The sequence below is a fragment of the Polynucleobacter sp. 39-46-10 genome (genome assembly GCF_002282275.1).
In genome coordinates this window covers 16,948-28,870 of the sequence record NZ_NCJB01000042.1, presented here as the reverse complement: position 1 = coordinate 28,870, position 11,923 = coordinate 16,948, and the positions used below count along the sequence as shown (strand labels likewise).

Annotated in this window: 16 protein-coding genes; 1 reads left to right on the top strand and 15 read right to left on the bottom strand. The window is 46.2% G+C overall.

All coding sequences use genetic code 11. The features are described from left to right. The first annotated feature begins 170 nt into the window (after positions 1 to 170). Positions 171 to 1,244: a histidinol-phosphate transaminase gene (gene hisC, locus B7X71_RS05615; RefSeq protein ID WP_293600343.1), complete on the top strand. Its 1,074-nt coding sequence runs from the start codon at positions 171 to 173 to the stop codon at positions 1,242 to 1,244. On the opposite strand, the gene B7X71_RS05610 is transcribed toward hisC, so the two are convergent. The 15 genes from B7X71_RS05610 to B7X71_RS05540 all read right to left on the bottom strand — a co-directional run. Continuing rightward, complete coding sequence (locus B7X71_RS05610) at positions 1,241 to 1,555, bottom strand: hypothetical protein (RefSeq protein WP_293600342.1); 315 nt, start codon at positions 1,553 to 1,555, stop codon at positions 1,241 to 1,243. The two genes, hisC and B7X71_RS05610, sit on opposite strands and share 4 nt — an antisense overlap. 92 nt (positions 1,556 to 1,647) lie before the next feature. Further along, the gene (locus B7X71_RS05605) at positions 1,648 to 1,938 is read right to left on the bottom strand and encodes a hypothetical protein (protein WP_293600341.1); all 291 of its coding nucleotides are present in this window, start codon (positions 1,936 to 1,938) and stop codon (positions 1,648 to 1,650) included. Between the two features lie 73 nt (positions 1,939 to 2,011). Further along, entirely contained in the window at positions 2,012 to 3,352 is a 1,341-nt protein-coding gene (hisD, locus tag B7X71_RS05600; RefSeq protein ID WP_293600340.1) for a histidinol dehydrogenase, read from the bottom strand. A gap of 13 nt (positions 3,353 to 3,365) precedes the next feature. Further along, positions 3,366 to 3,992, bottom strand: a complete 627-nt coding sequence (gene hisG, locus B7X71_RS05595) for an ATP phosphoribosyltransferase (RefSeq protein ID WP_293600339.1) — start codon at positions 3,990 to 3,992, stop codon at positions 3,366 to 3,368. A gap of 20 nt (positions 3,993 to 4,012) precedes the next feature. Beyond that, positions 4,013 to 5,287, bottom strand: a complete 1,275-nt coding sequence (gene murA / locus B7X71_RS05590) for a UDP-N-acetylglucosamine 1-carboxyvinyltransferase (protein ID WP_293600338.1) — start codon at positions 5,285 to 5,287, stop codon at positions 4,013 to 4,015. Between the two features lie 33 nt (positions 5,288 to 5,320). Next, positions 5,321 to 5,569 carry a BolA family protein gene (locus B7X71_RS05585; protein WP_293600337.1) on the bottom strand — a complete coding sequence of 83 codons (249 nt, stop codon included), beginning with the start codon at positions 5,567 to 5,569 and terminating at the stop codon, positions 5,321 to 5,323. Between the two features lie 64 nt (positions 5,570 to 5,633). Continuing rightward, complete coding sequence (locus tag B7X71_RS05580) at positions 5,634 to 6,422, bottom strand: ABC transporter permease (RefSeq protein ID WP_293600336.1); 789 nt, start codon at positions 6,420 to 6,422, stop codon at positions 5,634 to 5,636. Beyond that, the gene (locus tag B7X71_RS05575; protein WP_293600335.1) at positions 6,419 to 7,171 is read right to left on the bottom strand and encodes an ABC transporter ATP-binding protein; all 753 of its coding nucleotides are present in this window, start codon (positions 7,169 to 7,171) and stop codon (positions 6,419 to 6,421) included. Before B7X71_RS05575 ends, B7X71_RS05580 begins: the two co-directional genes overlap by 4 nt. Positions 7,172 to 7,175: 4 nt before the next feature. Continuing rightward, a complete protein-coding gene (locus B7X71_RS05570; RefSeq protein ID WP_293600334.1) occupies positions 7,176 to 7,433 on the bottom strand; it encodes an STAS domain-containing protein in 258 nt (85 codons plus the stop codon). A gap of 34 nt (positions 7,434 to 7,467) precedes the next feature. Beyond that, positions 7,468 to 8,112, bottom strand: a complete 645-nt coding sequence (locus B7X71_RS05565; RefSeq protein WP_293600333.1) for an ABC transporter substrate-binding protein — start codon at positions 8,110 to 8,112, stop codon at positions 7,468 to 7,470. A 73-nt stretch (positions 8,113 to 8,185) separates the two neighbouring features. Then, the gene (locus tag B7X71_RS05560; RefSeq protein WP_293600332.1) at positions 8,186 to 8,920 is read right to left on the bottom strand and encodes a VacJ family lipoprotein; all 735 of its coding nucleotides are present in this window, start codon (positions 8,918 to 8,920) and stop codon (positions 8,186 to 8,188) included. A gap of 11 nt (positions 8,921 to 8,931) precedes the next feature. After that, positions 8,932 to 9,414: an outer membrane lipid asymmetry maintenance protein MlaD gene (gene mlaD, locus B7X71_RS05555; protein ID WP_293600331.1), complete on the bottom strand. Its 483-nt coding sequence runs from the start codon at positions 9,412 to 9,414 to the stop codon at positions 8,932 to 8,934. Between the two features lie 21 nt (positions 9,415 to 9,435). After that, positions 9,436 to 10,233 carry a lipid asymmetry maintenance ABC transporter permease subunit MlaE gene (gene mlaE, locus B7X71_RS05550; RefSeq protein ID WP_293600330.1) on the bottom strand — a complete coding sequence of 266 codons (798 nt, stop codon included), beginning with the start codon at positions 10,231 to 10,233 and terminating at the stop codon, positions 9,436 to 9,438. Next, positions 10,230 to 11,096 carry an ABC transporter ATP-binding protein gene (locus tag B7X71_RS05545; RefSeq protein ID WP_293600329.1) on the bottom strand — a complete coding sequence of 289 codons (867 nt, stop codon included), beginning with the start codon at positions 11,094 to 11,096 and terminating at the stop codon, positions 10,230 to 10,232. Before B7X71_RS05545 ends, mlaE begins: the two co-directional genes overlap by 4 nt. A gap of 10 nt (positions 11,097 to 11,106) precedes the next feature. Next, the coding region (locus B7X71_RS05540; protein ID WP_293600328.1) for a glutamate synthase subunit beta at positions 11,107 to 11,923 on the bottom strand (817 nt) is incomplete at its 5' end.

Genomic DNA, 11,923 nt, shown 5'->3' with positions numbered 1-11,923 from the left:
ATTTTGGTTTCCGAAGTGTTTCGGGTAACGTCGGCTTGCCGCATGCTTCAGTGCGCCGCGAGGCGAAGTGTTGATTGAAGCCTCATAATATCATTCCTAATACAGGTATAAATGCTGATTTTAATTGCTAGCGTTTATTCACTTTTGCTGATTTTTGACTAGAGTCCCTCATGAACCGCTTTTGGAGCCCCGTTGTTCAGACCCTCACCCCTTACGTCCCTGGGGAGCAACCGCAAATGGTGCGGCTGGTAAAACTCAATACGAATGAGAGCCCTTATGGCCCATCCCCCAAGGCCCTAGCCGCCATAAATCAGCAAAACACAGATGATTTAAGGCTATATCCAGACCCCGAAGGAGCGGCCCTTAAAAAAGCCATTGCCGATTTGCACGGTCTAGACCCAAAACAAGTATTTTTAGGTAATGGTTCTGATGAGGTCTTGGCTCACGTATTTTTAGGCCTACTAAAACAAGCTAAGCCAGTCCAGTTTCCGGACATTACCTATAGCTTCTACCCGGTCTATTGCAAATTATTTGGCATTGACTATCAAACAGTGCCCCTAGGCCCACATTTTGAGATCCAAACCCAGGACTTCAAAACTCCCAACGGCGGAATTATTTTTCCCAATCCGAATGCCCCAACTGGTCGAGCTATCTCTCAAGCTGATATTGAAACCCTTCTGCGCCGAAATACAGATTCAGTCGTGGTGATCGATGAGGCCTATGTGGATTACGGAACCGAGTCTTGCATTTCACTTCTGCGCGGAAGTGCGTGCCCAGAAAACCTCCTGGTCGTTCACACCTTATCCAAGTCTCGCGCCCTAGCGGGACTTCGCGTTGGATTTGCAGTGGGACATCCAGACCTGATTACAGGTCTGGAGCGGGTGAAAAATAGCTTTAATTCCTATCCGCTTGGACGCTTGGCCCAAGCGGGAGCAATTGCCGCAATACAAGATCAAGCCCATTTGGAATTGACTAGCAAAAAAGTAATTCAAACTCGTGAGCGTTTAGTAAGTGAACTGGCCTCACTGGGTTTTGATACCTTGCCATCAACAGCCAACTTTATTTTTACGCGGCATCCGAAGCATTCAGGCGTAAGGCTCTATCAGGCCTTACGCGATCGTGGAATTATTGTGCGTCACTTCAAGTCTCCACGCATCGAAGAATTTCTGCGTATCACCATCGGTACTGATGATCAATCAAATGAATTGATTATTGCCTTAAAAGAAATACTAATTGCTAACTAATCCTGAGAGGCAACATAGGCAGCCTCCACCACTCGAACCATTGATGGATGCAACACACCTAATTTAGGTATTTGACCATTTGGGGCTGAGGGTGGCACTGAAAACCACTCCGTTGAAAACGGTAAATTAATAAGCTGCCTTAAGTTAAATTTAGTATCGAAACTTAAATTGGCAGCTTCATATGCTGCTGAGTTTATTTGACAGTAAATGGCAAATTCACCTCTATGTAAAGCTCTCGTTTTTTGACTAGTTCCATAGGCTACTTGCACCTCAAATTGAGGTGCTTCATCATCGAAAACACTTAAGATCAATGCTGGTCTTGGCTTCGGACAAGGATTTATTTGGTCGGGAAAATGACACCACACGATATCGCCCGCTGTGGGCTCCGGCCACCAACGCACCATTAAGCAGCCTTATCAAGGAACAAGCTTGATCGCACAGACTTTTGCTTTTCAGGAACTGAGGCAATTTTTTTAATTTGACGAATCTGGGTGGCATTCAATGGACCATCATCTGGCTCATATTGAGGGAGAATCCTTACTGCTAACTCGCGTAACGCAATATGCAAAGCCTGTGTCTCATCGACACCCAACTTCTCAGCAAGCAATTTGGCAGTATTTCTAGTTACCCCAGTGGGGCTATCAAAATTACGATAGCGAAATGGGATTTGCATGGATAAGGTTTTTAAAGGCATTAACATCTCCTCTTTTTAGATATCTTTAAGATATCATATTATTGGGAGGTAAACAACCCAAAATTGAATGGGCTTAGGGCAAGCCGGGATAATATTCCTTCAGGCGCATCTCAGCAGCACGAGCATGGGCCGTCAAACCCTCACCATGTGCGAGCGTGCTAGCAACAGCACCTAAGGTTTGAGCACCTGCTTCACTCACTTCAATCATGCTTGAGCGCTTGATAAAGTCATACACACCCAATGGGGATGAAAAACGTGCAGTACGTGCTGTTGGTAAGACGTGATTTGGGCCTGCACAATAATCACCCAGAGATTCGCTAGTGTAATTGCCCATAAAGATGGCGCCAGCATGACGAATTAACTCAGCCCACTTGCGTGGCTCAGTTGCACAAATTTCTAAATGCTCAGCAGCGATGGCATTGGCAATCTCACAAGCCTCGCTCATATCCTTTACCTGAATCAATAAAGCACGATTGGCAAGCGATGTTTCAATCACTTTCTTTCTAGGCATCTCAGGCAACAGCTTGTTAATACTTGCTTGCACCTGCTCAATAAATTGGTCATCAGGACAAAGCAAAATAGATTGCGCTAGCTCATCATGCTCTGCTTGAGAAAACAAGTCCATCGCAACCCAATCAGGATTACTAGAACCATCACAGAGAACTAAAATTTCTGATGGACCGGCAATCATGTCGATACCAACAGTTCCAAAGACTCTGCGCTTAGCAGCCGCAACATAGGCATTACCGGGGCCAACAATCTTGTCCACCGGCGGAATAGTTTGAGTGCCATAGGCTAAGGCGCCTACAGCTTGCGCGCCACCAATCGTAAAGACGCGATCAACACCGGATAAATAAGCGGCAGCTAAAACTAGAGGATTGCGAGCTCCATCGGGAGTGGGCACGACCATGATGACTTCTTTGACGCCAGCAACTTTTGCAGGAATCGCATTCATCAACACGGAAGATGGGTATGCAGCTTTGCCGCCAGGTACATAAATACCCACGCGATCTAAGGCTGTGACTTTCTGACCCAAGCGTGTGCCATCTACCTCTTTATATTCCCAGGAGTGGCAACCCGCTTCAATCTTTTGTTTCTCGTGATACGCGCGCACTCTTTGCGCGGCAATATTCAAAGCATTTTTTTGTTCAACCGATAAACCTTCGTAAGCTGTTTTTAATTCTTCTGGAGAAATCTCTAACTCAGAAACACTAGAAACATTGAGGCGATCAAACTGCTTTGTAAAGGAGAGTACTGCGGCATCGCCTTCAGCTTTAACTTGCGCCAGAATTTTTACTACCGCAGAATCAATCGCCTCATCATCGGCCATGGGCAAAGAAAGGCTAGAGAGCAGAGTTTCTTTGAACCCGGCATCCTTGCTATTAAGACGTTTGACTTTGACTTCTGCGGACATATGAATTTTTTCTTTACTTCAACAATTCAAAGAATGGCTGAAGTTGTGTGCGATTACGTTTATAAGACGCTTGATTAACAACTAAGCGTGCGCTGATATCGGCGATTGGCTCAACTTCAACCAAACCATTAGCACGCAAAGTATTACCTGTAGACACCAGATCCACAATTGCATCTGCTAGACCAACCAATGGAGCTAACTCCATTGAGCCGTACAAATGAATCGTATCAATGTGAACGCCTTTATTGGCAAAGTGCTCGCGTGCACAATTTACGTACTTTGTTGCTACCTTCAAACGCGATCCTTGCTTTACCGCAGCTGCGTAATCAAAACCTACTCTCACGGCAACTGACATACGGCATTTAGCGATGTTCAAATCAAAAGGAACATATAGGCCATCGGTACCGTTTTCCATTAAGACATCAAGGCCGGCAACTCCAAAATCGGCGCCACCAAACTGAACATAGGTCGGCACATCTGATGCGCGCACAATAATCAGACGAACGTCAGGATTAGAGGTCTCAATAATGAGTTTGCGTGACTTTTCTGGGTCCTCAAGCGGACGGATACCGATCTTAGATAAGATCTCAGCAGTTTCTTCGAAGATGCGCCCCTTCGAGAGGGCTAGAGTTAACTTCATGGACCAATTATCTATCAGGCTTACTTGATTCGCTGAATGTTAGCCCCTAAGAGGGTCAACTTTTGCTCCATGCGGTCATATCCACGATCTAAGTGATAAATCCGGTCCACCTGGGTTTCACCTTGAGCGGCTAAACCGGCAATCACTAGGCTGGCAGAGGCACGCAAATCGGTAGCCATCACGATAGCGCCAGACAGCTTTTCCACGCCCTGAGCAATTGCCGTATTACCCTCAATTGCGATATCGGCGCCGAGGCGGTTCATCTCTTGAACGTGCATAAAGCGGTTTTCAAAGATGGTTTCGGTAATCGTGGCATTACCCTCGGCAATCGCATTGACCGCCATGAGTTGTGCCTGCATATCTGTCGGGAATGCCGGGTATTCAGAAGTCCGGAAACTGACTGCCTTGGGGCGGCTTTTCATGGAAGCCTTAATCCAGTCAGGGCCGACTTCCATCTCCAAGCCGGCTTCTTTCAGTTTGACGATGACCGCATCCAATGTATCTGGGCGGCAGTGCTTGACCAGCACCTCACCACCAGCAGCAGCTACTGCGCATAAGAATGTGCCTGCTTCAATACGATCAGCAATCACAGCATGTTCTGCACTATGGAGCTTTTCCACACCCTCAATGACTAAACGATCACTACCGATACCAGTAATCTTCGCGCCCATTTTGACAAGCAACTCTGCTAAGTCCCCAACCTCAGGTTCGCGTGCAGCATTTTCCAAAATGGTCGTGCCTGATGCCAAAGTAGCGGCCATCAATAAATTCTCTGTACCGGTTACGGTAATCATGTCAGTCAAGATGGAGGCGCCTTGTAGACGACCCGTTGCAGATTTGGTTTCCGCTTGGATGTAGCCACTCTTAATCTTAATAGCGGCACCCATGGCCTTTAAGCCCTTAATGTGCTGATCTACTGGACGGGCTCCAATTGCGCATCCGCCTGGTAGAGAAACCTTGGCGCTATGCATTCTGGCAAGCAATGGGCCCAGAACTAAAATAGAGGCACGCATGGTTTTCACCATCTCGTAAGTCGCCTCAGAGCTCTTGATATTGGCCGCATTGAGCACTACATGATTGCGATCGTTCGCATCTGGAAAAGTAACGGTTACACCAATCTCCTGGAGGAGCTTGAGCATGGTCCGTACATCTTGCAAGTCAGGAACATTACGCAAAGTAACGGGCTGATCTGTGAGCAAGCAAGCGCACAAAATTGGCAGCGCTGCATTCTTAGCGCCAGCAATCACCACTTCGCCCTTGAGCGGAGTGCCGCCAACCATTCGTAATTTATCCATGAAACTATTCCAGTAAAAAGCTGATCTCGTATTTTAAGTTGGGGTATTTTGTGCAAATTCTTCAGGCGTGAATGCTTTGATTGATAAAGCATGCACCTCTGCTTTCATGCGATCGCCCATAGCGCCGTACACCAGCTGATGACGCTGAATCAAACGCTTGCCTTCAAACTCTGGGCTCACAATTGTCGCAAAGAAATGCTGTCCATCACCCTCTACCTTGACATGAGTGCATGCAAGGCCTTGCTGAATATAGTCTTCAATTTGTTCTGGGGTTGGCAACATCACAATCTCCTGATTTCTAATTTCATAACAATTTTTCAATATATGTTTAGGGAAGAGCCAACAACTAGTTCCTAAGCTTGTAGCCTTTTTGCAGTAAACGCAACGCAATAGCTGAGACCAAAACAAAGAAGCACGCCACAATCACCAAACTATTCCATGGGGATATATCTGACACCCCAAAGAACCCGTAACGGAAACCATCGATCATGTAGAAGAATGGATTGAAGTGAGACACTACTTGCCATGCTACCGGCAAAGAATGAATGGAATAAAACACACCTGACAGCATTGTTGCCGGCATGATGATGAAATTCTGGAAGGCCGCCAATTGATCGTACTTATCGGCCCAGATGCCCGCAATTAAACCCATGCTTCCCAAAATTGCAGCGCCCAATAGAGCGAATGCCATGATCCAAAGAGGGTATTCAAAAGATGGTGTGGAAAACCATACAGTAATCAGCAATACACCAGAGCCAACAACGATTCCACGAAATACTGCAGCTAAGACATAAGCAGCATAAAACTCTAAGTGACTAAATGGGGCCAGCAAAACAAAGACGAGGTTACCAGTCACCTTCGACTGAATGAGGGATGAAGAGGTATTAGCAAATGCGTTCTGCAACACGCTCATCATGACTAAGCCTGGAATAAGAAAGGCCGTGTAATTCAGACGACCGTAAACCTCTTTGCCTTCCAGTACGTGACCGAAAATCATTAAATACAAAACAGCAGTTAGTACTGGTGCTGCAACCGTCTGGAACGCTACCTTATAAAAACGTTTAATTTCTTTTCGCAAGAGCGTTGGAAAACCGCTGCCATAGGAGATTGGCAGTTTATTCAAAATAGGTTTCATCGAACACCTCCCGACATGATGTTGACAAACACATCTTCGAGATCTGTTTTACCCTCACCATCTTTTTTTACTGAACCATATTGGCTCAATAAATTCGCGGTTGTATCCAAAGCCACAATCTTTCCATGCTTCAGCATGGCAATCCGCTGACATAATGCCTCAGCCTCTTCAAGGTAATGTGTTGTTAAAACAATCGTATGCCCATCTTGGTTTAGTCGACTAATGAATTGCCAGAGAGATTGGCGCAGCTCTACGTCAACACCTGCTGTTGGCTCATCCAAAATAATCACAGGTGGCCTGTGAACCAAAGCCTGAGCCACCAATACCCGTCGTTTCATACCACCAGATAAGGAACGCATATTGCTGTCGGCTTTATTGGTGAGATCCAGATTAGCCATGATCTCGTCAATCCAGGCATCGTTATGACGAATCCCAAAATAGCCTGACTGAAATTGCAGCGTCTCTCTAACGGTAAAGAAGGGGTCGAATACTAACTCCTGCGGCACAACTCCCAGCATCCGACGAGCATCACGGAATTGACTTTGAACATCAGCGCCCATGATTGCAGCATGGCCACTATCTGCAGTAACCAAACCAGCCAGAATGGAAATCAACGTTGTCTTACCTGCGCCATTCGGCCCGAGCAAGCCAAAGAACTCACCCTGCTCAATTGATAAGGAAACATGATCTAGCGCCTGTAGTGCGCCATAATTTTTTGATACGTTATTTATCGATATTGCGGCGTGCATGCTATTACAAACCTAGCAATTCGGCAACGCCATATACGCCAGCTAAGACAGTTAATTTTTCAGGTGCGTTTTGTATGGAGATCTGCTGACCATCAGCTTGTAGTTTTTTCTGCCATGCCAGTAAAACTGTCAGCACAGTAGAGTCAAAATCCTTCAGATTGATGCAATCTACAGTTCTTAAGGTCGCAAGATTTAGCAGACCATCTTTTTCTAACTGCAGGACATTATTTTGCGTCACTGAAGCGGGCAATAAAAATGGCATCCGATATTTATCTTTGATTGTTCTTGTGTGGTCTTTAGTTTACCGGCTTCGCAGCAAGCTGTTTATTGCGATCCTGCAAGAACTTCACTAAACCCTCAACGCCATTCTGGCTAATTTGATTAGCAAACTGATTACGATAAGCCTCAACTAACCAAACACCCATGATGTTCATGTCATAGACTTTCCAGCCATTGGCTGTTTTTTCAAGGCGATAATCAAGCGGCACTGGATCGCCACGACCAATCACCACGGTCTTTACAACCACTTCCTTGTCGTCTGGAGCAGCGCGTAAAGGCTTAAATTGAATGGTCTGATCACGTAGCTGGCTTAAAGCGCCAGAATAAGTACGAATCAACAAATTCTTAAATTCGGAAACCAGTTGAGCCTGCTGCTCTGGAGTCGCTTTTTTCCAATTAGGGCCCATAGCCATTTCAGTGGTGCGACGCATATCGGTATAAGGAACAATTTTCTTTTCCACTAAATCTACGATACGCGGGATATTCCCTTTTTGAATTTCCGGATCAGACTTCACAGAAGCCATCACATCAGAAACTACAGTTTTAATCAAACCATCTGGCGTGGACTGATCAACTGCCTGAGCAGAAACGCTGCCGGCAAACAAAAACATACTTGATAGCAATGCTGCAAAGTATTTTTGAATGGTGATTTGGCTTTTCATGTGTCCTCAATTAATGCTGGTCATAGAAGCTCATTTTAGCCCTTAAAGGAAATCAGCTTAGGCTTGATCGCCTTTATTCGTAGGGGTTCTCGTAAACCGGCATAGGAGGCTCTTTATCATCTCGTCCCTCATTAATCTGATATTCGCGTCGCTGAATGTAGGCATCCCGCATAAAGCTATATTTATCGATAGCAGCGCCATCCAATAAATCGCCCGCCTCGTAATAAGTGTTACGCGCATTCACCACACGTAAACCCGTTAGGCTATTACGGATAGCTACGTCTGGTAGCAATCTAAAGAGATAGTCAGACTCTAAATCAGCTGCGGTACCAAAGGTATCTCGCACATTGCTTGGTCCGAAGAATGGCAAAACCACGTAAGGACCGGAAGGAACCCCCCAGACGCCAAAGGTTTGACCCCAGTCTTCCTTGTGCTTTGGTAAGCCGCCAGGCGTTGCCATGTCAATTAAGCCGCCCAAACCAAAGGTGGTATTGACCACCACCCTCATCAGATCACTAAAAGCATAGTCTGGTTTGCCCTGCAAAAGATTTTGCAATGCTGTGTAGATATCACTGTAGTTGCTAAAGAAGTTATAAACGCCATCCCGCACAAATTCTGGCAAGACAAAACGATAACCAGACACTACGGGCTTTAAAAAATAGGCATCCAGGCCTTCATTGAATTCAAAAACAGAACGATTAAACGGCTCCCACGGATCATGCGGGGAAGGCTCTACTCCAGCAGGAATAGAGGCACAGCCCGCCATGCCAGCTACCAAGCCAAGCAGCATGAGACGTTTAATTCTCACAAGCCACTGCATTATTTTTCAGCGCCCTTATCTTTACCGCTATCGGCAGCCTTGTTATACAAGAACTGACTAATCAGATTTTCAAGAACCACTGCCGACTGCGTCTGAGTGATCTTATCCCCAGCAACCAACATATCATCAGAGCCGCCTGCCTCAAGCCCAATGTATTGCTCACCCAATAAACCTGAGGTCAAAATCTTTGCAGACGAATCTTTAGGGAACTTATAGGCATCTTCAATTGTCATGGTGACAGTGGCTTGATAAGTCTTGTCGTCAAAAGAGATATTCGCAATACGGCCAACAACTACCCCAGCACTTTTGACTGGTGCACGTGGCTTAAGTCCACCGATATTGTCAAAACGCGCAGAGATTTTGTAAGTAGGCGCAAACGAAACGGCATTCATATTGCCGACCTTCAATGCAAGAAACAAAGCGGCCAGCAAACCAATGGCTACAAAAATTCCGACCCAAACATCAATTGCACTTTTTCTCATAAGAGTCCCAGTTTATTCTTTCTAATTGGAGAACATCATCGCGGTGAGCAAGAAGTCCAATGCTAAAACCGATAAAGAGGAGATCACCACAGTTCTCGTGGTGGCTTGCGACACACCCTCAGGTGTAGGCTTAGCTTCATAACCTTGATACAGCGCAATAAAAGTCACCGCCACACCAAATACCAGGCTTTTAATGAGCCCATTACCAATATCAGAGAAGAGGTCTACCCCGCCCTGCATCTGCGACCAAAAGGCGCCAGAGTCCACCCCAATTAAAGGCACACCGACAAAGTAACCACCCATCACACCAACAGCAGTAAAGATCGTAGCCAAAATCGGCATTGCAATAATGCCAGCCCATAGTCGCGGTGCAATCACACGACTCAATGGATCCACCGCCATCATTTCCATTGCGCTGAGCTGTTCACCAGCTTTCATTAAGCCAATCTCGGCGGTAAGGGATGTACCAGCACGACCAGCAAATAACAAAGCCGTAATCACGGGACCTAATTCACGGGTGAGCGATAGTGCAACCAATAAACCTAGAGCCTGTTCAGAGCCATAACGATTGAGGGTGTAATAGCCCTGCAAGCCCAAAACAAATCCAACAAATAAACCAGATACCGCAATGATTACAAATGAGTGATTACCGACAAACAGAATCTGATCAGAAACTAAGCGAGGTCTTTTTAATAAAAATCCAGAGCGCCAAATGACGGCCGCAAACATGCGCGCAGCAAGGCCAAGGCTCGTTAAGTTACGACGAATAAAAAATCCAAGATCGCCGAAGAGGTCTAAGGTCTTATGAAGGATGCTCATTTCAGACTCACCCCAAAATCTTCTTCAAGACTTTGTCCTGGATAGTGGAATGGCACTGGGCCATCCGGTGATGCATCCAAGAATTGACGCACAAACGGATCACTTGAACGACTCAATTCTTCTGGCGTACCTTCGGCACCAATTCGGCCATTGGCAATGAAATAAACATAATCAGCAATCTCAAATGTTTCTTCAACATCATGTGTAACCAATAGGCTGGTTGCACCTAGAGCTTGATTCAGATCCCGAATCAAGCGTGCAGTAATTCCCAGTGAAATCGGATCCAAGCCAGCGAAGGGCTCGTCATACATGATTAAGGGGGGATCGAGCGCAATCGCTCTTGCTAAAGCAACACGACGCGCCATGCCACCAGAAATTTGCGCCGGCATCAAATCGCGTGCACCACGCAAACCAACTGCATTGAGTTTCATCAGCACTAAAGAGCGCAATAGCTCTTCACTTAAATCGGTGTGCTCGCGCAAAGGAAAGGCAACGTTTTCGAAAACGCTCAGATCGGTAAATAGTGCGCCAAACTGAAAGAGCATTCCCATGCGACGACGGGTAGCCATTAATTCAGCGCCGTTCATTTTGCCAATATCATGACCTTCAAATAAAACCTGGCCCGACTGTGCACTGAATTGACCACCAATCAGTCTCAGAATAGTGGTCTTGCCACAACCGGAGCCACCCATGACCGCAACTACTTGACCACGCCGGAACTCCATATTGAGTCCCGATAAGATTTGCCGCTCGCCGGGGGCATAGGAAAAGTTGACGTCCTTAATTTGAACTACAACTTCGCCCTGGCCACCACTAGAGGTTTTTTGCTTCACTTCCACTGAGTTGGAGTGGCTGCTATTCATATCCTCAATATTATCGGGGAAGAACGGAAGACCCCATTAAATACTCGTCTACTGCCTGAGCAGCTTGACGGCCCTCACGAATCGCCCAAACTACCAAAGATTGTCCGCGACGCATATCGCCAGCAGCAAATACCTTTGGAACATTGGTTTGATAGGCATTTTGGCCATCGACAGTGGCTTTTGCGTTACCACGTGCGTCTTTATCAACACCAAAAGCATTGAGAACTTGGGCTGCAGGGGATACAAAGCCCATTGCCAAAAATACTAAATCCGCCTTAATTTCAAATTCAGAATTTGGCATTTCTGACATCTTGCCGTCTTTCCACTCCAAACGAACGCAGATTAATTTCTCTAATTTGCCGTCTTTGCCTTCAAAACGCTTTGTAGCAACAGACCAATCACGCTCACAACCTTCTTCGTGTGAAGAAGATGTACGCAACTTGGTGGGCCAATATGGCCATACCAAAGGCTTGTTTTCAGTCTCTGGCGGCTGTGGCAGTAATTCAAACTGAGTAATCTTGGCAGCGCCATGACGATTCGATGTTCCTACGCAATCAGACCCAGTATCACCACCACCAATTACCACTACATGCTTACCAGCTGCAGAAATTTCGTTTTTGAAATCGCCTGCATTTTCTTTATTCTGTGGAATCAAGAATTCCAGAGCATAGTGAACGCCCTTCAACTCGCGACCAGGGACCGGCAAATCACGTGGCTGCTCTGATCCACCACTGATCACAACAGCGTCAAAATCTTTCATCAACTGATCTGGTGAAACTGTTTTTGTGGAGTAGTTCTTTACTTCAGCGCCAATCGCCTCTTTACCT